Source organism: Methanococcoides sp. LMO-2, from assembly GCF_038432375.1.
Classification (GTDB): Archaea; Halobacteriota; Methanosarcinia; order Methanosarcinales; family Methanosarcinaceae; genus Methanococcoides; species Methanococcoides cohabitans.
Map to the genome: position 1 here is coordinate 292,625 of NZ_JBCAUS010000003.1, position 23,954 is coordinate 316,578.

General features: G+C 41.6%; 25 protein-coding genes and 1 tRNA gene. 10 read left to right on the forward strand and 16 right to left on the reverse strand.

Going from position 1 to position 23,954, the window contains the following annotated elements; translation table 11 throughout:
- The first annotated feature begins 290 nt into the window (after nt 1–290).
- The 8 genes from WOA13_RS06610 (at nt 291) to WOA13_RS06645 (ending at nt 8,643) form a co-directional block, all read left to right on the forward strand.
- Nucleotides 291–2,372 (forward strand): FlaD/FlaE family flagellar protein, encoded by a 2,082-nt coding sequence (locus WOA13_RS06610; protein ID WP_342127150.1) that lies wholly within the window; start codon nt 291–293, stop codon nt 2,370–2,372.
- Nucleotides 2,373–2,417: 45 nt separating this feature from the next.
- Nucleotides 2,418–2,924: a DUF7287 family protein gene (locus WOA13_RS06615; protein ID WP_342127151.1), complete on the forward strand. Its 507-nt coding sequence runs from the start codon at nt 2,418–2,420 to the stop codon at nt 2,922–2,924.
- A gap of 1 nt (nt 2,925) precedes the next feature.
- Entirely contained in the window at nt 2,926–3,561 is a 636-nt protein-coding gene (locus WOA13_RS06620) for a DUF7288 family protein (RefSeq protein WP_342127152.1), read from the forward strand.
- A gap of 20 nt (nt 3,562–3,581) precedes the next feature.
- Complete coding sequence (locus WOA13_RS06625) at nt 3,582–4,403, forward strand: hypothetical protein (RefSeq protein ID WP_342127153.1); 822 nt, start codon at nt 3,582–3,584, stop codon at nt 4,401–4,403.
- 9 nt (nt 4,404–4,412) lie between these two features.
- Nucleotides 4,413–4,880, forward strand: a complete 468-nt coding sequence (locus tag WOA13_RS06630; protein WP_342127154.1) for a DUF7266 family protein — start codon at nt 4,413–4,415, stop codon at nt 4,878–4,880.
- A 23-nt stretch (nt 4,881–4,903) separates the two neighbouring features.
- Entirely contained in the window at nt 4,904–5,680 is a 777-nt protein-coding gene (locus tag WOA13_RS06635; RefSeq protein ID WP_342127155.1) for a DUF7289 family protein, read from the forward strand.
- Nucleotides 5,681–5,694: 14 nt separating this feature from the next.
- Nucleotides 5,695–7,119, forward strand: a complete 1,425-nt coding sequence (locus WOA13_RS06640; RefSeq protein ID WP_342127156.1) for a DUF7289 family protein — start codon at nt 5,695–5,697, stop codon at nt 7,117–7,119.
- A 135-nt stretch (nt 7,120–7,254) separates the two neighbouring features.
- A complete protein-coding gene (locus tag WOA13_RS06645) occupies nt 7,255–8,643 on the forward strand; it encodes a DUF7289 family protein (protein WP_342127157.1) in 1,389 nt (462 codons plus the stop codon).
- A 68-nt stretch (nt 8,644–8,711) separates the two neighbouring features.
- Here WOA13_RS06645 and WOA13_RS06650 read toward each other — a convergent pair whose 3' ends face one another.
- The 4 genes from WOA13_RS06650 to WOA13_RS06665 all read right to left on the reverse strand — a co-directional run bounded on the left by WOA13_RS06650 (nt 8,712) and on the right by WOA13_RS06665 (nt 14,267).
- A complete protein-coding gene (locus WOA13_RS06650; protein ID WP_048205817.1) occupies nt 8,712–9,287 on the reverse strand; it encodes a YciC family protein in 576 nt (191 codons plus the stop codon).
- 107 nt (nt 9,288–9,394) lie between these two features.
- Nucleotides 9,395–10,480 (reverse strand): mechanosensitive ion channel family protein, encoded by a 1,086-nt coding sequence (locus WOA13_RS06655; protein WP_342127158.1) that lies wholly within the window; start codon nt 10,478–10,480, stop codon nt 9,395–9,397.
- A gap of 29 nt (nt 10,481–10,509) precedes the next feature.
- Entirely contained in the window at nt 10,510–13,608 is a 3,099-nt protein-coding gene (locus tag WOA13_RS06660) for a response regulator (protein ID WP_342127159.1), read from the reverse strand.
- A gap of 308 nt (nt 13,609–13,916) precedes the next feature.
- The gene (locus tag WOA13_RS06665; protein WP_342127160.1) at nt 13,917–14,267 is read right to left on the reverse strand and encodes a hypothetical protein; all 351 of its coding nucleotides are present in this window, start codon (nt 14,265–14,267) and stop codon (nt 13,917–13,919) included.
- Between the two features lie 235 nt (nt 14,268–14,502).
- On the opposite strand from WOA13_RS06665, the gene WOA13_RS06670 reads away from it, so the two are divergent.
- Complete coding sequence (locus WOA13_RS06670) at nt 14,503–14,985, forward strand: sortase family protein (RefSeq protein WP_342127161.1); 483 nt, start codon at nt 14,503–14,505, stop codon at nt 14,983–14,985.
- Between the two features lie 164 nt (nt 14,986–15,149).
- On the opposite strand, the gene WOA13_RS06675 is transcribed toward WOA13_RS06670, so the two are convergent.
- From WOA13_RS06675 to WOA13_RS06690, 4 genes are all read right to left on the reverse strand, one after another.
- Nucleotides 15,150–15,221 (reverse strand) — tRNA-Thr (locus WOA13_RS06675).
- A gap of 69 nt (nt 15,222–15,290) precedes the next feature.
- The gene (locus WOA13_RS06680) at nt 15,291–15,812 is read right to left on the reverse strand and encodes a chorismate--pyruvate lyase family protein (protein ID WP_342127162.1); all 522 of its coding nucleotides are present in this window, start codon (nt 15,810–15,812) and stop codon (nt 15,291–15,293) included.
- 87 nt (nt 15,813–15,899) lie between these two features.
- The gene (locus tag WOA13_RS06685) at nt 15,900–16,211 is read right to left on the reverse strand and encodes a DUF5611 family protein (RefSeq protein ID WP_342127163.1); all 312 of its coding nucleotides are present in this window, start codon (nt 16,209–16,211) and stop codon (nt 15,900–15,902) included.
- 82 nt (nt 16,212–16,293) lie between these two features.
- Nucleotides 16,294–16,989 (reverse strand): radical SAM protein, encoded by a 696-nt coding sequence (locus WOA13_RS06690; RefSeq protein WP_342127164.1) that lies wholly within the window; start codon nt 16,987–16,989, stop codon nt 16,294–16,296.
- A 207-nt stretch (nt 16,990–17,196) separates the two neighbouring features.
- Here WOA13_RS06690 and WOA13_RS06695 point away from each other — a divergent pair, with 207 nt between their 5' ends.
- The gene (locus WOA13_RS06695; RefSeq protein WP_342127165.1) at nt 17,197–17,493 is read left to right on the forward strand and encodes a hypothetical protein; all 297 of its coding nucleotides are present in this window, start codon (nt 17,197–17,199) and stop codon (nt 17,491–17,493) included.
- A gap of 71 nt (nt 17,494–17,564) precedes the next feature.
- Here the strand turns inward: WOA13_RS06695 and WOA13_RS06700 are convergent, their stop codons facing one another.
- The 8 genes from WOA13_RS06700 to WOA13_RS06735 form a co-directional block, all read right to left on the reverse strand.
- Nucleotides 17,565–18,566 (reverse strand): methanogenesis marker 2 protein, encoded by a 1,002-nt coding sequence (locus WOA13_RS06700; RefSeq protein WP_342127166.1) that lies wholly within the window; start codon nt 18,564–18,566, stop codon nt 17,565–17,567.
- Between the two features lie 41 nt (nt 18,567–18,607).
- Nucleotides 18,608–19,546: a nitrogenase cofactor biosynthesis protein NifB gene (gene nifB / locus WOA13_RS06705; RefSeq protein WP_419095410.1), complete on the reverse strand. Its 939-nt coding sequence runs from the start codon at nt 19,544–19,546 to the stop codon at nt 18,608–18,610.
- 77 nt (nt 19,547–19,623) lie between these two features.
- The gene (gene queD, locus WOA13_RS06710) at nt 19,624–19,974 is read right to left on the reverse strand and encodes a 6-carboxytetrahydropterin synthase QueD (protein WP_342127167.1); all 351 of its coding nucleotides are present in this window, start codon (nt 19,972–19,974) and stop codon (nt 19,624–19,626) included.
- Complete coding sequence (locus WOA13_RS06715) at nt 19,974–20,693, reverse strand: 7-carboxy-7-deazaguanine synthase QueE (protein WP_342127168.1); 720 nt, start codon at nt 20,691–20,693, stop codon at nt 19,974–19,976. The genes queD and WOA13_RS06715 overlap by 1 nt, the downstream gene beginning before the upstream one ends.
- Nucleotides 20,690–21,247 carry a DUF366 family protein gene (locus WOA13_RS06720; protein ID WP_342127169.1) on the reverse strand — a complete coding sequence of 186 codons (558 nt, stop codon included), beginning with the start codon at nt 21,245–21,247 and terminating at the stop codon, nt 20,690–20,692. The genes WOA13_RS06715 and WOA13_RS06720 overlap by 4 nt, the downstream gene beginning before the upstream one ends.
- 20 nt (nt 21,248–21,267) lie before the next feature.
- Nucleotides 21,268–21,966, reverse strand: coding sequence for a 7-cyano-7-deazaguanine synthase QueC (gene queC / locus WOA13_RS06725; RefSeq protein WP_342127170.1), 699 nt, complete (start codon nt 21,964–21,966; stop codon nt 21,268–21,270).
- A gap of 152 nt (nt 21,967–22,118) precedes the next feature.
- Nucleotides 22,119–22,271 carry a hypothetical protein gene (locus WOA13_RS06730; protein ID WP_342127171.1) on the reverse strand — a complete coding sequence of 51 codons (153 nt, stop codon included), beginning with the start codon at nt 22,269–22,271 and terminating at the stop codon, nt 22,119–22,121.
- Nucleotides 22,272–22,713: 442 nt separating this feature from the next.
- A partial coding sequence (locus tag WOA13_RS06735) for a DUF7507 domain-containing protein (RefSeq protein ID WP_419095411.1) occupies nt 22,714–23,954 on the reverse strand: 1,241 nt, incomplete at its 5' end.

Here is a 23,954-nt window from a genome sequence, read left to right on the forward strand (position 1 = left end):
TCGCATACTGAGATGGGCATGGATAGTTTCACTTGGTATGCTGGTCCTGGGCTATCTTTTAATTTACTTTAATATTAAGGACTATCTGAACCTGTAAGTTATAAGAGTGTCATACAGTTTGAAACACTCATCATTATAATAATCAGTAAGCCTTAAATAAAAATCAAACATATAATAAGCAGAGCTATGCAAATTTAATAGGATCGTGCATTATCTGAGGATGTATAAGACTTATCTCAAGCTTACAGGCCCCGGAAAGCAATTTTATCGATCTCAAAAGTTGGTCTGCAATGAGTGAATCACCGTGGGGAATTGGAAAAGAAAAAGGAAAAACACCTCCTTTTGGAACAGGAGCTACAGCTGGAGCTGTGTTTCCGGAAAATGCAACCGTTACTCCCATAGGTGACCAGAGTAACCAGAACATCGCAACTGTTGCAGATGAAACCATAAGCATTAATCCAGTAGGTCAACAAGATCCAAAACCGGAAATTCCCATCATAGACGGAATTGAAAATCATAACCCATTTCAGAACAATTCGAAACCAGCTATTTCTTATGATAATGAAAGGGGAATTGATGAACCTGGAAAACCTATCGCTTTGCAGGAAAGCGAAACTGACCAGACTAAGGATAACACAGGATTGAGAAAAAGACCATTGCCTTTGTTCGAACCTGAACTACCCGTCGAAAATGAAGACGTTAAATCATCCTTTTTACAATATGGAGATAATTTTACCCCCAATGATGGAACTAATGGGCCAGTTCAAATGTCAGGAAGGAATCCTTTCGAAGCCATGTCGGACATGCCAATTAATTCCCCATTAACACAAACTGAAGCTATTGATCAAAAGACCGTTAGTCCGGAAAAGGTTCAGAACTCAGGAATACCACTATTCCCTCCGGCAACGCCTGACATGGGATCAATGAGTGAAAACGAAATCCCACAAGCTGCTGAAAATGAAGCAGAAGAAGCCATCCGGAACGAGAACGGACTTCTAACAATAATCAAAAAAACATTCAAACGTTTCACTCACAAAAAAAAGCTGATCGATCGCATGGAAGAGTGGCAACCTCCTGAACCAGAAGAAAAAGAAGAGGAAACTACCCCTAATGTGGTTGAACGGAATATGAAAACTACTCCCGACAATAACCTGCCTGCAAACTATGATAACGCAGAAACGGTCTCATTAGAGGATATTAGAAAAGTAATCCCTATTGAACCTCAAAATGTTGAGAGTGAATCTGAACAAAGGATCCCGGAGGTCCAGACTGATCAGCCCCCTTCAGAAATCACAACCGACTCCGGAGTAACTGAGAAAACCGCATCCCCAGAGACATCTGTTACAGACTCCCTGCCTGGCTACTCCCAGGAAGAGATCCGAACAATAAAAGAAGAACTGGCAGATTCAAAACAAGGCAATGAAGAACTTGGAAAGGATATCAAAGAACTTACAGGTACCATTAATGAAATGGAAAGCTCAATCGACTCCATGAAAAGGGATGGGGACAGCTTCAGCTCGATTATAAATATGAGAGTCGATGAATCCACAAAAAGGATCGAATGCCTTGAAGAGCGTCTCAATGAGTTCGAAGTTACACTTGAAAGTATCCACACCGACAATGTTGACCTTAAAACCGATCTCAATACCATTGAGCAGAACATTGCAGAACTTACAGGCTCTTACAGTATCATGCTCAAACAGATGCAGAAACTGACAGAATTCGGTAATTCAAGGTCTGCAGAGATATTTGAGACAAATAAACGTATCGACAGACTGGACCAGACTCTTTCCACACTGAACGCTGTTCAGGAAGAATCACAAAAAAGCATGCTTGAACTCCGCTCTGTCACATCTGACCTGATAAGAAGCGTGGAAAACACACACAATGCAAACAAAGATTTCAGGGCTGACAGAGAAAATCAGGACCAACTTATCAAGGACGAACTTGTCTCACTGACTGATTTTGTTGAGAAGGAATTCAAGAACCTTGGAGCAAGAAGCTACCGTGCAAATGGCGAAAATATCCAGCTGAACAATATTATAAAGAATTCCACCAATATGAAACTCTGCATGGAATGGCTTGAATTCCTCATGGAACTTGTCGGAAGGAACCACCTCGCAGACATCCTTTCCTACTATGAGGAACTTGGCTGGATCAGCGAGGATGTCCGGCTTGAACTTATGCGATATGCAGAAGGCATCGATTATTACATCGAAAAGACCGACTGGAAGCTTGCACCCGATGACCATGTGAAATCTATCTGGTTCATCGAACAACTTGCCGGACTCAAAGTAGATAAGAACCGGCTATCAATAGTTGAGAAGAACATCAAAAAAGTTAAGAATGGTACAGAGATATATGGTATATAATGCTCCATGCCTCCGTAGAGATCTCATAAAGGAACGATGAAGAATATGACAAGACCTAATTTGTTAAAAAGAAAACTTCGAGGAAATGACGAAGGCCAGGTAACAATCGATTACCTTATGGGAATTACCATATTCATTGTTGCATTATTCTTCATATTCCAGTATTCAGCAGGTTTATTTACTCCATTCCAGTCCAATTCTGACGAGGTTACACTTGTTGCTGACCGTGTTGCTACTTCGATCACTGAGAAGGAGATCAGTGCGGGGGATATAAGGACACCGAATTTGATTGATGGAAACAAGACTAATGATTACTTTGACAATAAGCTATCATCTGGTTATTATACAGAAATTGAAGATCTTGGATTGAGAGGAGAATACCATCGATATGACCTTAATGTAACACTGGAGAACAGTACACAGATGCTCAAGATGGCGGGCGAACCACTTCCACTTTCCAACAATATTGGCCAAACAAAGCGTGTTGTACTCATTGAAGATACTGTCACCGGCGAAACTGAAACAGCAATACTATCAGTAAGGGTGTGGTGAGATGAAAAATCTAAACATAATTAGAATTACACGCGAAGAGGATGCACAGATGCACACTCTTGAAGCCATAATGGCTGCAACCATAATGGTAGTCATAATTCTATTCGCAGTTCAGGCAACTTCTCTTACTCCCCTTACCTCATCAACAGCAAATGCCCACATCGAATCCCAGATGTACATCATAGGTCAAGATATGTTGACTGCACTTGACCATTCTTCAAATGGGCAAAACTCTGATCTGAAAAATGAAACCATTAACTGGAATGGAGAGATGTATGTCTGGAACGGGACAGATTATCAATCCGATGATAATAAAAATAATTCACTCGAGGGACCTGTAGTTGACCTCATAAAACCTATTCTGGTTGATAATGGAATTGCTCACAACATCGAGTTCACATATAGCAGTATTTCAGAATCAGAGAACTACACAAGATACAGCGAAAAACTTGAAAATTACTACATATATAATGGAGATCCATCTGACAACGCGGTAATTGTTTCAAGAAAAGTATTGCTTTCTGAATCAGATGTTGGAAGTTCTTATGAAGCTGTTACCGGAATACCAGATGTTGATGGCAATGCAACTGCATTATATAACATTATAGATGTGAAACTCACATTATGGCGCATGTAAAATAAATAAGAGATGTTATTATGAGAAAGTTTGATGATTCCGCACAATTGTTATTACTTGCTGCATTTGCCATAGGATTCACTTTAGTCATAACGACCATAATGTTGAACAATGTCATCTATGCAAGTAATATGGCATCGGAATCTACCAGTGATATTAGCAATTATGAGATCTCAAACATTGCTAAAATGACAGATGAGGCGACAAGTGCTGCTTACAACGATAGCAAATATGAAACTGACAGAGATGCAAAAATTGCAGCATATATGGACAGCTATGCAAATGAAATATCAACCATATACGCATTCAGGGGTCTTTCACTATCCTTCGATGACAGTAACCTTACTGATGCATATTTTACGGAGAACGGACTTTATTCTGGAAACTCAGATTGGGACGTCGTTAAGAATGTAAATCGTACGGACATATTCACGATCGAGTTAATAAATACATCAAAGCTTGTGGATGAGTCAAATGCATATGAAGTATATCTCGTAAACCAATCCAACGGAACAGTTTGGTCCATGAAAGTCTACAACGATAGTACGCATATAAACATAAGTGTAAATAATCATATTGTTGATTCAAGAACACCAACCACATACATGATGCTGAATATCACAGGCGTATCATCTTTTAATTTTAATAAATCTACAACAAACGACCCCTATATGATAAAATTTGTAAACTCAAGTAATGCCATGGGATATTACTCAATCTCCGGAGGACTTGCAGATGGAAGTTCTTTTGTTGAAGAAAGATACAAAGTAACAAATGCGACAATAAGTGTTGCATCCAGCAATAACAAGATCAACTTGACAATACCTTTTACAATACCATGAGGATCTAACATGAAGCAAATATTCCATGATAATGAAGCTGTCGCTACCTCTGTTGGGTTCATACTTACTTTTTCAATAACAGTTATCACTTTTTTGCTTGTTATGAATGCGTCCTATGATATGATGGACCAGGCGGAGCATACAGTCATGAGAGAAGAGTTTGAGATCCATGGAAGTAACATCGCACTCCAGATTACAGAGATTGAAACATTGGTGAACACTAGCCAAAATATCGGGGGGGAAGTTGGTGAAATCAGATATGAGATGGTGTTGCCTTTGAAAGTCGCAAATGACTATTATTCTGTTGATTTTTCAACTGATGAAATGATATTTGAGTCTCATGGTCGTGACGAAACAAGGGTAAAAATACCTTATGAAGCAAGAAATATTAACGTAACTCCCACTACCATAAGCAGTGCAAGTGAGGAACATTTCATGACCTATAACAGCACTTCGAATATGATAGAGATATACTGATCAACTAAAAGGTTCTGATATATATGGGAAGAAAAAATATAATAAAATCGGAAAATGCAGTATCAGAAGTAGTTGATGTAGTGCTCATACTTGGCATAATGCTTATTGCAATAACTGTTATAACCGTTGCAGGATTTCCTGCTCTACAGAACATGCAGGAAAGCGGACACAAAGAGAATATTAGACAAAGTTTCATAGTTCTTGGGGAAAACGTAAATAAGGTTGTCTTTGACCATGCTCCATCCCAGTCCATAGAATTGAAAATGTATGGAGGAGGAATATGGGTCACTGGAAATTCTTCAATTTATGTTGAATTGGAAACATGGAATGCTACGAACTCCAAAACTGAAATTCAACCAATAGATATACAACTTCGAGAATTGCAGAATCAATATGAAGATACAACAATCTCATATGAGAACACAGGAGTTTGGGCAAAGTACGAAACTGGTGAAGCTGTGATGGTTCGGGAACCTCAATTTATCAATTCAGATGAACTCCTTGTAATACCTTTTACTCTGGTTACAGGTGTTGATGGTATTGCAGGAGAAGGTCTAGTAAGAGTAATTGCAGAAAAGGATTCAGTTCCCCAGGTCTATAAATACCAAAATGTATCAGCAGTTAATATAACAATACAAAGTCCATATTATACCGCTTGGGAAGACTATCTGAACGAAACTCTGGAAATGCAAATCGTGGACATGGATCATATGAATTCCACAGTTAATGCATCCAGAAGTTATGCAAAGAATATCGACGTATACATACTTCAATCATCAATTGAGATGACAATTGAATAAGGCGGAGATAACAGATGGGATGCGGAAAAAACATAATCAGTGAATGTAATGCCGTTTCATCTGTTGTAGGGTCATTGTTAATTTTTTCAATCACAGTCCTTTGCATTACTGTAATGGTTCTCTACAGTGTCCCGATGATCGCTGAAATGCAGGATGATGCCGAGGCACAGAAAGTAGAACAGGCATTCACAATTCTGGATTCACGTATAAGTAAAGTAGCGCTTGGAGAATCTCCTCTACAAACGACGTCCATCACAATGGAAGGAGGGACTTTAAACGTAAACGCTCCGGTTGAATCTGAAAAAGGAAGAATGACTATTCAGATCATCAACCAAACGGATAATACAAAGGAAGAGTTCAATTGTTCACTCGGAACTATAGAGTATGCCACAGATGATCGAAAAATAGCATACGAAGGAGGAGGTGTGTGGTCCAACTATGGTTCAAGAGGAGGAACAGTTATGGTATCACCACCGGAGTTCCATTACAACGGAGTTACTCTTACTTTACCAATAATGACCATTAATGGAAAATCCTCATCCAGTGGAGATGGTGATTTCGATATTGCGGTAACTTCCGACAACAAGCCTCAAATATTGTATCCGAATGTATCAGCGTCAGTCCAGAGAAAGAATCCGGTTGTGCATGACAAGGTCATTGTATACATTAAAAGTGAATACTACACCGCCTGGGCCGATTATGCTAACACGTTAATATACACAACTGCAACAGTTGATGATGCTAACGAAACAGCCATCATTGAATTCTATACTACTCCACCGATGGGAACCTTTAGCCTTACTAATAATATAAAAATGGGCCAGGTCAATAAATCCAACTTCCAACCAATACAAGATTTTAACTTCCATTTTGAAGCCGCAAAATCCCAGGGATTGAACCCAAAAAAATACGAAATAAAAGCGATTTCCGATTCCAAGACATTAACTTATGGTTTACAAAAAAAGAGCGGTGCTGATCAGCTTGAACTTTATGTAACCTATATGGATACATCAGTAGGGCCAGACTATATCGAACATTGGGAGGGAATCGAAACATTCTCAATAGAGGGAGCACAAGCAGATGAGATATCTAATGTCGATCTGCTTAATGAATCATTCATTATGAAATATAGTCCACCAAACCTGGATGGTGCAGACACCGATTTCTCATGGGGACCTTCCAACACCACAAGTGAATTACCAAACGTTGTGATCAATACAACATCAGGATATGATGAGTATTCACTGGAAAATATAACTCAACATTACATTAAGTTGATGACAAATGAGGATCCAATTCAATTCAATCTGGATGGAGGATCACAGGATCCAATGGATTATGGAAGTTCAAAGATAACTCTCAATTATGATTCTATTGGAAACCTTATTACATATCTGCATGTAACTCAAAACGAGCTGGATGTGGAAATTGTAAATTGATTTTCACAATATCAATACACAATCCATAATATTGAAAATTCAATTGACATGCGCAAAAAGATAAGTATGCCAAACACAATAAATAATATAGTAACACGTTTTATCATAATGAATATATAATTCGGATTGGTGGATATGGGGACGAAAAGAAAATCAATTGAATCATGTAAAGCGGTTTCATCAGTTGTTGGATTATTGCTGATGTACTCTCTTGCAATAATTGCTATTGGAATCATATTAGTTTACAATGTCCCTGTGCTCAATGATATGCAGGACAGCGCAAAAGCACAGAAAGTTGAACAGGCTTTTACCGTCATGGACTCCCGGATGAGCAAAGTCGCACTTGGAGAGTCCCCAAGACAAACAACTTCCGTATCCCTCATGGGTGGAAGCATTAGTGTAAATGGTCCTGGTGAAAATGAAAAAGGACTCATGACGATTCAAATAATCAACCATTCAACTAATATGAATGAAGAATTCAACTGTTCATTGGGTACTATAGAATACATCAAAGATGATCGAACGGTCGCTTACGAAGGTGGAGGAGTATGGTCAGACTACGGATCAAAAGGCGGAACCGTTATGGTATCACCACCTGAATTCCATTATAATGGAGTGACACTCACATTGCCAATAATGACCATAAATGGTAACTCATCCATTACTGGCGAGGGCAATACTGCGATTCTAGTCACATCTAATAATCAACCACACGTATTGTACCCGAATACTTCACTCTCTGCCAACAGAATAAATCCTACTGATCATTTTGACGAACTTATACTATATATCAAAAGCGATTATTATAAAGCATGGGCAAACTATGCAAATTCCATGACCTACACCAGTGCAACAATGGATGATAAAAATAAAACAGCCATTGTTTCTTTCTCTACAAAACCCCCAATGGGAACATACCCCCTTTCAAGCAAACTAAAAGTGGCTCAAGTGTGTCAAATCGATGAACCAGTTTATGACTTTGATTTTGACTTTCAAGCTGCGGCTTCAAGTGGACTAAATCCAAAAAACTATGGCATAACAGCAACTTCGGGAAGCCAGACACTTTCATACTATTTACAGAAAAGAGAAGGTGCTGAACAATTAGATCTTATTGTTACTTATGAAGACACAGATTTGAGCTCTGATATGGAAAGATGGGTAAGCATACAAAATTACCCAGTAAATTCAACCAGTCCAAAAAACGAGGATCAATACTCCATAGTTGATCTTGTAAATGATTCATTTATGATGGAATTTTCAAAAAAGAAAGGTGGTGTAGAGACTGACTTTTCATGGTCTAATGCCACCATAAATGATACAGACGTCTATTCAGTAAATGATCTTACACAACATTACTTTAAACTAATAACGGAAGACAAACCGGTTACATTTTATATGGATGGTGGCAACCAAGATCCTGTAGACTACAGCACATCTACAGTCACTATCAACTATTGTGTAGAAGGGAACTTTATTACCTATTTGCACATAACTCAAAATGAGCTGGATGTAACCGTAGAATAAACCAAAAAAAATCAAACCGGGTCATAGAAAAATAAATCTATGACCCAAAATACTATTTTTAAATTCCTTCACTCAACGTCAGAGACTTCCGTATACTCAGCAGTATAGCTCTCTCCTGCACCAACCTGTGCCTCAAGAGCTGCTACCAGTGCAAGGAAGTAGAATGGTGTTGTCAGTAAAGAACCAACGTAGACCATGCCGCCTATTGCGCTGATCACCCATAGGATGATGGCCAGAACAAGGGTGTCAACAAAGTTGTTCTTGGATATCTCGATACTTTCTTTTATGGAATCCATTACGCCGTATCCCCTTATAATAAGGAGAGGGAGGGCATAGATCATCAGTATTGAAAGTACAAGTCCGGGAAGCACCAGGAACATAAATCCTATTCCCACTATAATGGCAAATAGAATAAAGAACACCCAGCTCTTTATGAAATTATTGAAACCTTCAAACAGGTCATTGATCTCAACCTTTTCGCCGCCCATTCCTTTCACAGCCATATAAGCAAGACCGTAGAAGAGCGGTGCAATGGTCACAATAAATATTGAACCTATAAATGCTATTAATGTAGCTACGACATAAGCTGCGACGTTCTCTTTGAAAACATCCCATGCTCGCCTGAATATTTCTTCATAATCCATAATGTCACCTCTAAAATAAAATAGGTTTATAGGCATAAATAATTTTGCACCGGACTATTTATAGAAAGGTTTGAAGATATACTAATTGGTAGATTAATTTTCTACAATCATTGTTGGTTCAATATAGTATACGTAGGGAACGGGATCTCAATTTCCTCTTTCCGGAACTCGGAATCGATCAGCGTGTTAACCTCATTTATGACACTGAACTTGTCTGAAGGATATCTTACCCAGAGGATCAATGCAAAATCAAGGCTGAAATCGCCATGGTTGTCAAATCTTACTGAAGGCTCAGGGTAATCCAGAACAAGATCAATGCTTCTTGCAATGTCCATAAGGACCCTTTTTACCTTTGCAACATCAGAACCATAGACAACACCAACCGTTATTTTCACCATCATCTTCGGTTGGGGTGATGTATAGTTTATGACCTTGTTATTCGCTATTATGCTGTTTGGTATGATGATCATATTGTTGTAGAAATCGAGTATCCTGGTGCTTCTGATACCGACCTCTTCCACGATGCCCAACTGACCATCAGCGATCTCAATGCGGTCACCGTTCTTGAAAGGCTTGTCATAATAAATGGAAAGACCACCGAAGAACTGTGAGATGGCATCCTTGGCAGCAAATGCGATGGCAATTCCCACAATACCCGCAGATGCGAACAAAGGAACAACGTTCACTCCCCAGACACCTTCGAGTATCAGACCTATACCCACCAGACCTATCAAAATATCGGAGAGACCTTTCAGGAGTGGAAGCATTTCGTCATCGATCTTTGTCTCTGTCTTCTTTACTAACGACGGAAATACATTGTCAAACAGTATCCTGTTAAGGCTGATCAAAGTGAATATCCAGACCAGTGCCAGAATGGTCAGCAATATGTCATTGAATACCCATAGATAACTTTCTGCACCGCCAACTATGGAAAGTGCAAGGAACGCACCCAGGATTATTACAGTATAGTATATTGGTCGCTTTACTGCATGTATTACAAGATCATCGATCTCAAATCTTGTCTTGGATGTATAATGTAAAACAACCTTCTTGAAAACGATATCCACCAGATAGGCAAGTATAAGCGAGGATAGCATTATCAGGGCAGCTACTGCTAATTTGTATTCAATTGAACCAAAGAGAGACCCGAATGTTTGCTGGGCATACATGGATACTGTTTCATTGAATGACATAGCTTAAGAATTGGTTAGAAAATATATATTTATTTGGACATACCATCCGAAACCAGACGATGGACGGTATCCAGCAGGTCCTTTTTGCTGAAATCCCCTTTTTCCATAACAGAATCCACCTTATCATCCAGTAACAGACGATCGTCAGGCGAGAGTTCCTTTCCTGTGCATACGACTATTGGAATATTCCCGGTCACTGGATTTGACCTTATTGTGGAGATCACATCAAAACCGGTGATATCGGGCATCATCAGATCAATTATCACCATGTCGGGCTGATCAGCCGTACACATGTCAATTGCATCCATACCGGAATATGCAGAAAGTGTGGTGAAGCCTTCAGACTCCAGCATGGATGAAAGAAGATCAACGGCATAAGGCTCGTCATCAACCAGCAGGATCTTCGGACTTTTCCCTTCCAGTTTATTTCTGTACCTGTCCATGAGCTTCAAGAGATCATCACGATCGAACGGTTTGGCCAGATATTCTGATGCACCCAGTTCCAGAGCTGTTTCTTTCTGGTCCAGCATAGAGATCACCAGAACAGGGATAGCACTGGTAGATACATCAGCTTTCAATTGGCTGAGCAACTCCCATCCATCCATCTTTGGTAACATTATATCAAGGGTAATAGCAAAAGGCTTCAACTTCCTAGCAAGAGCCAGACCCTCCAGACCATCTTCGGCAGCTACAACACGATAGCCACCGTCAATAAAGGCCAGCATCAATAGCTCGCGGGATGTTTCGTCATCCTCTATAACAAGAACCAGCGGATCAGCATCCGTGCAATTGTCAGGAACTATTATCTCAGGAGTGGAGTATTCACCCGATCTTCCGATTGATGGGGCAGGTGCTATGTTAACAATAGCACCATTGACAGCAGCATCATAAGAAACATCAGAAGGGATGCTATCGGCATCAGCTTCAAGATTAAGATCCACCATATTTTCAGAAACTGGAGCCTGTGATGCAGATCTTATTATGTTAGGAGAACTGGTTTCAATAGGAATGTCAAAAGAAAAAGTGCTTCCAACACCGGGTTTGCTCTTGACCCAGACATTCCCGCCATGCATTTCCACATAATGTTTGACAATAGCAAGGCCAAGGCCATTGCCACCATACCCACGGCGATATGAACCGTCTGCCTGAGTGAAGGAATCAAAAAGGGACTTGCAGTCCTCTTCAGGGATACCAATGCCTGTGTCCTTTACCTGAACCACTAACCTGTCATTGACAAATCTTCCACTCAGGTCAACAGAGCCACCATCAGGAGTGAACTTTATCGCATTGTCCATCATGTTCTGGAGGATCTGTTCGAACTTCTGTTTATCAGCATTGATGACAATACCTCGGGGATCCAGTTCGCAATGAAGGTCAACACTCTTCTTTTCAGCCATACGGGCAAGCGATGAGGAAACAATGTCAAAGGATTCCCAGACCAGGAAATGCTCAGAATGCAATTCAACATTCCCTGCCTCCAGTCTTGAGATATCCAGAACGTCATTGATGATACCCAGAAGCTTCTTGCCACTGTCTGATATATTGCGCACGTACTTCAAATGCCTTTCACCAAGAACATCAGATTCATCAAGAAGGATATCGGAAAACCCAATGATAGCATTTAATGGTGTCCTTAGCTCATGCGTCATATTAGAAAGGAATTCACATTTAGCAATACTGCCATTTTCAGCACTGGCCTTTACAGCAGACAGGTTCTCCTCTTTGTTCCTGCGTTCTGTGATGTCTTTCATTGCGATGAGAACAGAGTCTTTACCCGCATACTTCACTGTACTGGCATTGATTTCTACAGGAATGGAGGAAGCATCTTTTTTCACTATAACGGACTCAAAGGTCAAACTCCCTTTATCAGGCACATCGGCCATATGGCCTTTGAATTCCCCAGCATGGTCCGGGTCTATAAGGTATGCTGAATTCAAAGACAGCAGCTCCTCACGCGAATAACCCGAGATCTCAAGCCCGGACCTATTGACATCAAGTAGATTGCCATCCGCATCCTGCACATAAAATGCATCACAGAAGCCGTCGAGTACTGCCTTGTAATTTACCAGTGGGTCCTTAAAGCCACCTTCAGCGGACTTCTTATCGGTAATATCCATAATTATGCCATGATAGCGATCACTAAGACCGTTTTCATCGACCTCAATTTGGGAATGTTCAGATATCCAGTGTACATTTCCACTCTTATCGAGAATGCGATATTCCCTGGAGAAGGCCATTCTGCCTTCTTTCAGGCATGCAAGAAGATCTGAGTAGTATCCTTCTACATCAGCAGGATGAATTATATCAGCATAGAGAACCTCATGGGACATCAGTTCCTCTGCATAATATCCCAGCTGTGCAACGTTATCCGACACATACTCTACTGGAAATCCTTTTTCAGCCTTCCAGAGAAATGCAATGGCAGGACTGCTTTCATAGATAGAAGCAAGTTCTTCTTTCTTTTGCCTTGCTTTACCGCGTCCCAAAACATCCTGTTTGTCTTCCAGAGTGCTTTCCGGAGTACTTGTTAGCGAACTCTCCACTTCACTCTCCCTTAAGGAAAAGCCCTTATCGTCCGCCTTGATAATAAAATCATCATCCACAGTGTTCATTTCAAGAACTTCAGAAGGAGTGAACGATCTAAGAGGGCAGGTGCAAATAGACCTCATGCCGATCTCTCTGACAGTATTCTTTACTGTATCGTTGTAAGATCTGATAAGATCAAGACAGGAACCTTCGATGTCCTTTAGATCCACGTTAAAACGAAGACCATCAAAACCATTCAGGACGGCATGCTCATGCATGAGCTTCCAGTGATCAAGCAGGAGAGTGGGAAGCAGTGCCATGTCATTTCCAGGTAATTCCGGGACGGGGAGGATCTCAAGCTGGGAATTGCGAATGTAAGGATCGATGTAGATGCCTTTTTCCTGCAAGACATCTTTTGCCTTTGCAGTACTTTCCACGTCAGGGGTCATCCATACGCACAATTCGTTGCTTTCAAGACCTGACATGAAGTAATCCTGCAGGAAAGCAGCCATTTCGGCCAGATTCCTGTATACAAAGCAAAAATGACTTCCTCTTGGAGTGACAGGCATATCGCTGTCCGTTCTTCTTGCTTGATCTTCCATCTTGGTCCTTTCCAAAAACCCGGATACTGATGTTATTCGAGTGAGTTGAAGTAATAAGATGCAACTCGCCGGAAGCAGAGAAATACATCAGGCAGATATTCAGTTATTTTATAATAGGAGAATTGTTTTTGCTATTATATATATTATAACCCATAGAAAAGGGACTGCCTCTGTTTTTTGTTATTTGGAAGAAAGCCCATTGAAAGGAAAAAACAATATCATAAATTGAAAATGAAAAAGAACTGAAAAAGAAAGAGCAAAATAAGTCGAACCCGGAAATGTTAAAGAAAATTAATCTGAGAGGATCATTAACCACTTATGATGTTATCCAGTACAGTGTCAATGTTGTACAGCTTCTCTTTTACAATCAGGTACAATTCCCCAAAATTATCTCCACTTTCTGTGGATTTGTAATCTTTTGAACTGTATGAGATATACGGTCCCGGATCATTGGGCATGTACTTGATAGAATCAATTACCTCTTTTACCTCACTGTGATTCACATAGTATATCAGGAAATAGTCACCTAGTTCCTTTTGTATAGACCACACGTATGTTTGATTATACTTAAAGAACAGGGTTTCTTGCAATGCTTTCACATCGGTGATCAATTCTTCAGAATTAACCATTGCATCTACAGCTTTCAATATTTTGCTCATTCATAACACCACGCACAAAGATCGAATAATATAACCAGTCATCTATTTCCTATTAATTTAATAAAAAGATATTGGCATATAGAAATATATAACCAAAAAGATATGAGGAATAAATAAGAATTTGTAAAAAGACAGAGATTGAAAAACACAATTGCTCCCCCATTTCTCATTCCGAGTAGAATTATATAAGATGAAACAAGATATTCGCAAGAGAATTTATTTTGGAGAGATCCAATTGGAAAAGATCAATCAAAAAGAGATCCTGGCCCTGACACTTCAGAGGATGTACTGGATCGAAACTGAAATGGAGCAGCTCGTAACATGGGAAGCAAGAATAGAACTTGAGGGCGAACACAAAGAAGCACTTGAGATTCTGTCCAACGATTCCGACAAACATGCCCTTATCCTCGAGAAATGGCTCAACGTAGCAAACATCGAACTCCCTAGAAGTGCACCCCGGGGGATCCCACAAAAGGGATTTGACTTTTACAGAACTAATATATTTGAGATGTTCAGTGAGATCCGAAAATACGAAATCCTTGCAAGGGACACCTACCACAGCATAACCAAAGCAGAGCCGAATGTCCTGGAAGAAACATTTCCCGATGAAGAGCAAAGGGAAGAGTTCATTAAAGACATGAAGCACCTGGTCGCAGAAGAAGAAAAACACAAAAGAATCTGTGATGATAAGATCGGTGGGTTTGCCAGAGTACTGTGAATTTTAGATTCGTTTTTGAGATATTCCGGGCTTTTCAGAATCTATTACTTTTTTCACCTTTTTTAAAATATAACCCTAAAATAAAGTCGTTTTAAGAAAGAATTATTTAAATATTCAAAAATCTTGCAGATAAATCATTGAAAAACATAGAAAAATAAGAAGAAAGCCTCGGGTGGGATTTGAACCCACGACCTCGTCCTTACCAAGGACGCACTATACCCCTAAGCCACCGAGGCACCTTCATTGTGGGGGTTGTGATGTGGTTCCCAGATACACAGAATCAATTATGAACCTTTCGGTCGAGTTTATAAATTCCAGCGGTCGTCCACCGGGAACTTCTCGTTTATCCACATGAGGGTCTTGTTGTCGTGTACGATGTGATATGACCTTGAAAGTGCTTTACTGCTGTCGAAAAGCGGGTCTTCTTCGGTTATTTCGATGTTGTCGAAGTCACGGCGGGTTTCGATGCCGCTGTTTCTGAGGATCTTGCCAATGGGGATGTCCGCGCGCATCAGATCCTGCCGAATGTCTTCGGGCATTCTGTCGATGGGTGACAGGGATAGCGCCCTGACGAAGGGCTGGTCGCCTGCGAAGAGTGTCACAAGCCTGTAGTTCACATCAGAGCCTACGGCAATATCAAGAAGGGATGCGGTTTCCTCATCTGCCTGTATGAGATGCTGGGCCTCAGTGACCACGGAGACGTCCTTGCGAGTCATGATCTCAAGCAGGAATGTTACAGACCCATCGGTACCGGCACATACCCTCAGGCATGTGGGTATCTCAAATGACTTCAGGGCCTTGAGGAATTCCTTATTAACGAATGTCACAGCTGATCTATATCCACGGATCGGTGTCCTTAGCTTAAATGCACAGTTGAATGCTCAATTAATGGCTACAACTGTATCCCGGGATGCTTACTTGGACACTGCCTTCTTTGCCTGCTTAAGGCGTTCCTTGGCGGTGTATCCTGTTGCCAGCTGGAGGAAGTCCCTGAAGCGCTTGTTAGTGTCAAGGATCATCTCGTCATCGCCGAGAGTAGCATCTGTTACAGTATCTACCACCAGCTTCTTGCCGTCCATCCAGACTGACAGTTCTGTCATCACGCCATAAGAGACCATAAGCTTGTCACCCTCGCGCTTGATCTCGCCAGGGAAGCATTTGCCGATCTCTTCATACATTCTCTCGATGTCCGGGGAAAAACCACGTTTCAATTTATATTCCTGCATTGCTATCGGATAATAGATGGGTATCAACACGAATAAATATTCCGGTATAGAAGGTCATTCGGGAAATTAAAATGGGGGGAGGTCATTTCCCCAGGACCAACTTGCCACCTTCCCCGACAAGCCTGACCTTCTGCACCTTTTCAAGTAACATCTCACCCAGATTGCGAACCTCATCCCATTCAGGAGTTGGTGTCTCATGACCCTTGAAAGGCAGGTCAAAGTCAGGATTGCTCATGAACTGGTATAGCATGACCTCGGAAGCATCTTCAATATCCGGAATTATTCTGGGTATCGTTTCAGCATTGATAAATTCCGGAATGACCCTTATCCATATCCTCATCCATTTCTGTTTGGCAATCTCAAGGGATTCACGCAACAAAGAGATGTATTTAAGAACACGGTTTTCGGACAGTCCCGTAAGTTCCATGATAGCAGGGATATCATCAAGAGGCGCTTTGATCTCAATAACAAAGCCCTTGACAAACGGAAGTGCACTATCAAGGACCTCAGGCTTCATCCCATTGGATTTGAGCAGTATGCTCTTACCGGAAGCATGTAGCCCTTCGATCAGGGGAAGGAGTTCCTTCTGGAGAGTTGGCTCTGCACCACCAAGATAAACGTCCCTGCTCTCAGATGCCTTTGCAAAATCCAGTACATCATCAATGGAATATTCGGCCATTGGCTGCTTGATATGCACACAATAAGGGCATCTCATATTACAGCCTGCAAATTCCACACGTATCTGTCCCGCGTTATCAGATAGATTGATAAGTCTCATTGTTAACCGTCCGAAATATCTCTATAAAGAAATAGATCACAGAGCCTATAATACTTTCTCCGGCAACGGCTCAGGAAAAATGTAGCAGAGCATTTAAAGGATAATTCATTGCTGTCAGATACAGCAATACTTCAATGAAATCAGCAGAAACAGCGATTACTATATATGTAGATTGTAACATCAGTTCAGTCATATTAGGTGATCATAATGCCAAAGAAACTTACAATAGAAGACCTCGAAAAAAGGAAGGAAAAGGAAGAGCTGCAGGAGGAAATGGGAGAGGAACTTGAGGAACTCTATGACCTGGTAATGCCACCTGGAACCCCTTCATACATCATCTATGACCTTGTAGAGGAATTTGATCTGGAACCTGTAGAAAGGAATCTCAACGTCAATATCGTAGAATGTGATAAAAGGGAAGTTATTGCTCTGAGAGGAAAGCTCGAGGTTGTAAAAGAGGCAGAACAGTACTTTTTCCAGGAAATGGAAGCATACGTAGAATAATGCTCAAATATAGAACATAAATTCGTTTTTTTAAAAAAGAAGGACCTGTTAACATAACAGGTTCATTCCACTTATTCTGATCCGGCATCTTCAGTATCCATATCGATGCCTGTAATTGTATCGTCATTAAGATCAAAGACAACTGCCTTTTGATCTCCTGAATAGATATCTATCTTATTGGAGTCGTTGATCTCACCGATCACAGCTGCGGTTATCCCGACCTCTTCAAATATCCGGATACACTCATCACAGTTCTCCGGCCTTGCGGTCAGGATGTAGCCGGTCGCAGGATAGATCTTAAGCCACTGCTCCAGCTCAAGGCCCTCAGGCATAGGGATCTTTGTGATATCCACGGATGCACCGACCTTGCTGGTCTCACACAGCATACCGAGAGTTCCGACGGTACCGGGATTGCTGATATCTTTCCCTGCTGTCAGCAGCTTCTTCTCCGCGAGGGTCTGCATCACAAGGAAACGGTCGCGAACGGTCTGGTCATCCTTGAAAGACGTGGTGTCCCAACTGTAAGGGGAATTCTTGCCCACACGACCGTCCATATCATAAGCAGCAATCACTGCATCGCCCGGTCTTGCCATGTCACTTCTGACAATGCAATCCTTCTTTGCAACACCAATTATAGCAACACCAAGAGAATTATAGGGAGTATCAGGATGTACATGTCCGCCGACCATGGGGACGCCGAACTTCTTTACTCCGTCTTTGATACCACGCATCATCTCTTTACATGCTTCGGTATCGCAGGAGGACATGACATTGACCATGGCAACAGGTCTTCCACCCATTGCTGAAATATCATTGACATTGACAACTACGGACGTATATCCGGTCCACCACGGGCTTTCAAGTGCGATCCTGCCCCAGATAGCATCAGCAGCGAACAATATCACCTCATCGCTACCTGTATCAAGTACCGCTGCATCATCTCCAAAATCCACGATAGTCTCGCCATATTCACTGCGGACCTCATCGAACATGTTGACAATGTCAGCTATTGGTTTCTTGCGGGTCACGCCTTCGAAGTTGCGGAGGTTTGAAGCCAGTTGTTCAATATCCAAGTATATCCTTCCCTTTGTGGTTCAGGCAGAACAGAAGAGATTTACTCTTCGTGTTCCATCTTTTTGATAGATTCCATTTTGATGACGTTTCGTCGTTCCTCGCTCATCTGAGAGAGGTCCTTGCCCAGAAGACCGTATGCGTCAGACCTGCACTGGCGACAGTGTCTCATCTGCTGCACATAGGGTTCACAGAGAGCCTGGATTTCCTTGCGCTCCTCATTGGTAGGTGGTTCCATGTCAGCAAATTTCGCCTGGCAGATAAGAGGCATGATGTTCATGATGAATACACCGAGCTCGCGTACCTTCTTTGCAACCTCCACAATGTGGTCCCTGTTGATCGTCGGGATCAGCACAGTGTTGATCTTGACAACCATTCCGGCCTCCACTGCCATCTTGATGCCTTCCAACTGGTTCTTTATCAGGATCTCTGCAGCTTCCACGCCTGTATAGGATTTGCCCTTGTAAGCGATATGGTCCACGATCTGTGCCTGTATCTCAGGGTCAATAGCATTAAGGGTCACAGTAAGTGTACTGACACCAACCCTAAGGAGGTCATCGATCCTGTCCGGAAGTGCCAGTCCATTTGTACTGAGACAAAGGGTCACGTCAGGAAACTCGTTCTTGATAAGCTCAAGGGCCTCAAAGGTCTCATCGTTAGCAAGAGGGTCACCTGGACCTGCTACTGCAACGACCTTGATGAATGGATAATCCTTGAGTACCTGCCTTGTTTTCTCGAGCGCCTCCTGAGGCGTCAGCACTTCACTTGTAACACCCGGACGACTTTCATTGACACAATCGAACTTACGGTCACAATAATTACACTGAATGTTACACTTCGGAGCCACAGCAAGGTGAATTCGACCATACTTGTGCTGTGCATCCTTGTTGTAGCATGGGTGTTCCGAGATCTTTCGCATAACATCAAGATCTACGCCATTCTCATCGTGACATTCTTCAGTGTTTTTATCGATATCAGACAATGTTTGTCCTCCGGTATTGTTAATATGAAGTCTGCAAGTTAATTAGAAGCGTTATAGATATAGGTTGTGGAATATGGTTATTCCAATCCGTTCAGTTCACACCACTTACCATGGCCTTCCCATACCTTCACAGAAAGTGGATAGCCAAGCTTTTCAGAAAGGTCTGCATGAATTTGCTCACACATGTTCTCTGCACTCGGGAAAGGAAGAATATCATTAAGGAGTTTGTGGTCATATTTCTTCAGGGTCTCGCGCACGGCCTTCTTTATCTCATAAAAATCCATTACCATGCCGTTCTCCTGTTTCTCACCCTCAAGAACGATCTCGATCTTGTAGGTATGGCCATGGACTATACCACAGGTTTCGTGTTCAGGCAAATAGTGTGCACTATCTATGTGTTCAATTATTCCAAGTCTCATTTTTGTCATTATAAACAACCCCACATCTTGTGTGTTTGAGGAATTATTAAAGTATCTATTGAATCAAGCAGATCATTTTGTAGCTTGAGCATAACATCTATCTCAGGAGCAAGATGCTTCTGGGTCACCGGCTGAAGCACCACACAGGAAACATATCCCGCAATAGCATCCACAACTCCCAGGACATCATCTGAAGATGTATCTTTTGTAATCACCAGTTTGGAAAAACATTCCCTGTCCTTTGTGTTCCGAAGTACGCGGAAGCACTCGAACGTCCTTTCAAGATGAGATTCAAAGTTCTCGCCTTCGAACTCATCAATGAGCTTTACGTCCCCTGAAACATAGGAGATCTTGCCCCTGATCTTCTTTGCCATATCCGGAAGGGTCATGTTGGACTCAAGATACAGCGGTCTTAAAACATCCATCTCTCCAATGAAATCCGCCTCAAGGAGAGGTTCTCCACCTGTAAGGGATATGGAGTGGACATTTTCATAGCTGTTCAGCAGTTCACTGACAGCTTCCACACCAAGAGGATTTGCCAATTCCTGGAAGACGTTCGTTCCGGGAACCTCTTCAAATTTACAGAATGCCGGCTTCTGAACATTTGTGTCACAATACGAGCAGTTGAGATTACAACCAACAAACCTCACGAATGCCTGCCTCACACCCACATGGGGACCTTCTCCCTGAACCGAGCAGAATATCTCACTAACAGGAACCTGCATCATACCACATCCAGCGGTCGGGATTTGCGAAGGTCTTTTTCAATATCCTCGAACTCGGCCACATACCTGTTCGCAATATCAGCAAGAAGTCCTACTGCCTTGACCTCATCAACTCCATTATCTGTAAGATTACCATAAAAATCATGGAAAAAATTGATTCCAAAGTGGATCTTCTGGGAAACTGCAGAAGTGCTTGCAATGGAGATCGTCAGTTTTTTGCCATCCACAAAAAGGTCATCGCCCTGTCTTGTTGTTATGATACCGCTCTCCAGAAGTGCCTCTGCTACGATCGCAGTGAACAACCTCTGTCTTGCATAGACGAGCTTAAGGTCGGTGGAATCAAAATGCTCTATGAGGAAATGGAGCATATCAGTAGAGAAAATGGAATCTCCCATCCTCTTGTCCTCGAGGTCTATCATATGCTCGAGCTTCACATCACATCCGCCCCTGAAAGCAATGATCGAATCCTGTTGGATACCTTTCAGGTTGTATGCCCACAGAGAAGAGATCTGGCTTCCATCATAATCCGTTTTTTCATCAAGAATAACACATTCCATAATAAGCACCTTTATTGTTTTTAGACATCCATCCCCAGTCTGACCATAAGCGGATCCTTCAAACCAGCCTCATGAAAAGCCCGGGCTCGCCTTACACAGCTTTCACATACACCGCATGGCTTATCCTCACCGTGATAACAGCTCCAGCTCCACTCCAGTGGTGCCTCTGCCTCAATTGCTTCATTAACGATAGTCTGCTTGTCCATATCAATAAGCGGTGCAAGGACCATCACACCATTTGCAGTGGAGTAGGAAAAACATCTGTCAGAAGCATCAACGAACTCCTTTGAGTTATCAGGGAATGTTTTTGCCTCCTCCCCGTTGAAGCCTGCAATAACATAATCACAATCGTAACTTTCAGCAAAGCTTGCTGCAATGTTCAGGAAAATACCATTTCTGTTGGGAACCCATACACTCTTTGCAGAATCCTCAGTAATAGCCTCATTTTCCCCGGAGATATCATCAGCCGACAGCTCAGGAACATCCACATCTTCGTTGACAAGAGATGAGTTCGTAATTTCCTTTAGCCAGTCAAGTCGGATAATTCTGTGCTCTATCCCATAGTGATCGCAAATTGCTTTTGAATAATCGATCTCTCTCCTGACAGAGCGCTGCCCGTAATCGAACGTCAGGGCAAGGACAATATCAGAGGTTTTTTTTGCAATTGCAAGAGCAGCTACAGAATCAAGACCACTGCTCATTAATGTTACAGATCTCATGAGGAATCTCCAAAGAAGTACTTGAGTATTACCATAGTAATACTGCAGTATTATTTAAAATTGACGAAGATCTGAAAACAGATAGAAAAGATAAAAATACAATTAATTGAGGTTTAAAAAACTAAAATTCAAAAATAATAGCTGGAAGTTACTCAGGCAGATGCCGACTCACTGCCGCCGCCTGAAGAACTTCCACCTGCAGATTCAAGACAGTGTATGGTACAATACATGTGTTTTTTTACATGAGTGTCATACACAATGATCTCGCTTCCACAGTTCTCACAATATACTTTTACAAGTTCCATTTGTACCACCACGGTTTATTTTTTTTTGTAAAAGGAATATCAATCCCAGAATACAAGGTACTGGAATTGTTATTGTCTGAAATTCAGAGATGTATTACCTTTATCCAGTTTAACCCCCCAAACTAATATCCCCTTGCATATTCAACCATAGAATTTGCATCAGTGACATTCCATTTGCTGTGTTCAAAGATACAGTGCAATAACGAAACTTCGTACACAAATGCAATCATGGAGACTTTAGTATCATTACCACCACCATTTTGTACCCAATTAAGATATTGTCAGGATTAATATATAAATATATCGATAGAGAAGTGTATGCTCATAATAATGATGGATTTTATAGGATTTTTTTATCAAAATTGAGAAAAAAGTAGAACAGGAATAAAGTGAAACCTGTTCCTAAGCGATTATTCAGTTATACATTCGCAGTGTATGAGATTCAGCCATTGCTGTACAATACACCATTGTTGTACATCTCCAGCACATCTTTAAGTTCTTCCCCAGACTCAGCCCATGCCGCGTCAACTTCAGGACCAGTACTACCCAATGGATATTCTTCCAGCCAAGCATCAGCTGCTTCAATGAAATAGACCAATTCACCATCTATTACATAAGGATAATATGGAAGACCGACCATTACGTTCAGCTTGGCTGGCACCAGTTGTCCAAACAGGATATCAGGTTTGCCTTCAACTGGATTCTGATAATTTATAGCCTCATCCTTGAGGTAAGTTACATTGCCGATAGTGATCTCAGTAACTTCTTCCGGCCAATTATCCGGATTCTTCCAGTACCCCTTACCGCCGGCCATATCCTTAAATGTTGGATTATTTATACCGAAGTAGTGACTTGAATCCGCATCTGTTGCTATGAAAGTTCCGTTATAGCCAGTTACATTTCCAACGTTGGAATACTGGCCCAGAATAACAGTACCGCTTGCATTGTAAACCCAAACTTCACCAGGCTCGAAGACATCGTCACCGTCATCCCCATCCACATACAACGGAGTGACATTGACATCATTATCCTGAACATCAATAACAAGGTCCACATTTCCTGTGTTTTTAACTTCATATGTCCATTCGACTGGATACCCAAGCAACAAGAATGGTCCTATAGGTTCATCAGCATCATGACCATCGGTGAACTTCTCGATATCAATTGATGCATTAACACCGAAGTAGTGACTGAGATCTTCGTCATATACCTCTTCATCATCATAAGATGCAGTGACATTGGCAAAGTTCACATACTGACCTTCAATAGCAATACCGGATGCATTGTAGACCCAGACCTCACCAGGTTCAAAGACACCGTCGCCATCATCACCGATAACAGGTTCGGAACTAATAGATGTTGTGCGGTTGTCGAACAGGACAAGGTTGGTAAGATTCACATTACCCGTGTTGTTGACATGATAAGTCCACTCCACAGCAGAACCTGCAAGGATATCCAGACCAGGAGCAGTATCATTGTCATGACCATTGGTATGCTTCTCAAGGTCAATGGATGGTAAAGCCTCGAATACAGGTTCGGTTACACCGAAGTAGTGACTAAGGTCTTCGTCATATACCTCTTCATCATCATAAGATGCAGTGACATTGGCAAAGTTCACATACTGACCTTCAATAGCAATACCGGATGCATTGTAGACCCAGACCTCACCAGGTTCAAAGACAC

Excerpts from the sequence above, each read along its gene's own strand:
- WOA13_RS06620 (WP_342127152.1), top strand. The coding sequence starts at position 2,926 with ATGAAAAATCTAAACATAATTAGAATTACACGCGAAGAGGATGCACAG.
- WOA13_RS06730 (WP_342127171.1), bottom strand. The coding sequence starts at position 22,271 with ATGGAACTTGTAAAAGTATATTGTGAGAACTGTGGAAGCGAGATCATT.
- WOA13_RS06645 (WP_342127157.1), top strand. The coding sequence starts at position 7,255 with ATGGGGACGAAAAGAAAATCAATTGAATCATGTAAAGCGGTTTCATCA.
- WOA13_RS06715 (WP_342127168.1), bottom strand. The coding sequence starts at position 20,693 with ATGATGCAGGTTCCTGTTAGTGAGATATTCTGCTCGGTTCAGGGAGAA.
- WOA13_RS06665 (WP_342127160.1), bottom strand. The coding sequence starts at position 14,267 with ATGAGCAAAATATTGAAAGCTGTAGATGCAATGGTTAATTCTGAAGAA.
- WOA13_RS06615 (WP_342127151.1), top strand. The coding sequence starts at position 2,418 with ATGACAAGACCTAATTTGTTAAAAAGAAAACTTCGAGGAAATGACGAA.
- WOA13_RS06625 (WP_342127153.1), top strand. The coding sequence starts at position 3,582 with ATGAGAAAGTTTGATGATTCCGCACAATTGTTATTACTTGCTGCATTT.
- queC (WP_342127170.1), bottom strand. The coding sequence starts at position 21,966 with ATGAGATCTGTAACATTAATGAGCAGTGGTCTTGATTCTGTAGCTGCT.
- WOA13_RS06720 (WP_342127169.1), bottom strand. The coding sequence starts at position 21,247 with ATGGAATGTGTTATTCTTGATGAAAAAACGGATTATGATGGAAGCCAG.
- WOA13_RS06650 (WP_048205817.1), bottom strand. The coding sequence starts at position 9,287 with ATGGATTATGAAGAAATATTCAGGCGAGCATGGGATGTTTTCAAAGAG.
- WOA13_RS06635 (WP_342127155.1), top strand. The coding sequence starts at position 4,904 with ATGGGAAGAAAAAATATAATAAAATCGGAAAATGCAGTATCAGAAGTA.
- WOA13_RS06655 (WP_342127158.1), bottom strand. The coding sequence starts at position 10,480 with ATGTCATTCAATGAAACAGTATCCATGTATGCCCAGCAAACATTCGGG.
- WOA13_RS06610 (WP_342127150.1), top strand. The coding sequence starts at position 291 with ATGAGTGAATCACCGTGGGGAATTGGAAAAGAAAAAGGAAAAACACCT.
- WOA13_RS06660 (WP_342127159.1), bottom strand. The coding sequence starts at position 13,608 with ATGGAAGATCAAGCAAGAAGAACGGACAGCGATATGCCTGTCACTCCA.
- queD (WP_342127167.1), bottom strand. The coding sequence starts at position 19,974 with ATGACAAAAATGAGACTTGGAATAATTGAACACATAGATAGTGCACAC.
- WOA13_RS06630 (WP_342127154.1), top strand. The coding sequence starts at position 4,413 with ATGAAGCAAATATTCCATGATAATGAAGCTGTCGCTACCTCTGTTGGG.
- WOA13_RS06690 (WP_342127164.1), bottom strand. The coding sequence starts at position 16,989 with ATGAGACTTATCAATCTATCTGATAACGCGGGACAGATACGTGTGGAA.
- WOA13_RS06695 (WP_342127165.1), top strand. The coding sequence starts at position 17,197 with ATGCCAAAGAAACTTACAATAGAAGACCTCGAAAAAAGGAAGGAAAAG.
- WOA13_RS06685 (WP_342127163.1), bottom strand. The coding sequence starts at position 16,211 with ATGCAGGAATATAAATTGAAACGTGGTTTTTCCCCGGACATCGAGAGA.
- WOA13_RS06640 (WP_342127156.1), top strand. The coding sequence starts at position 5,695 with ATGGGATGCGGAAAAAACATAATCAGTGAATGTAATGCCGTTTCATCT.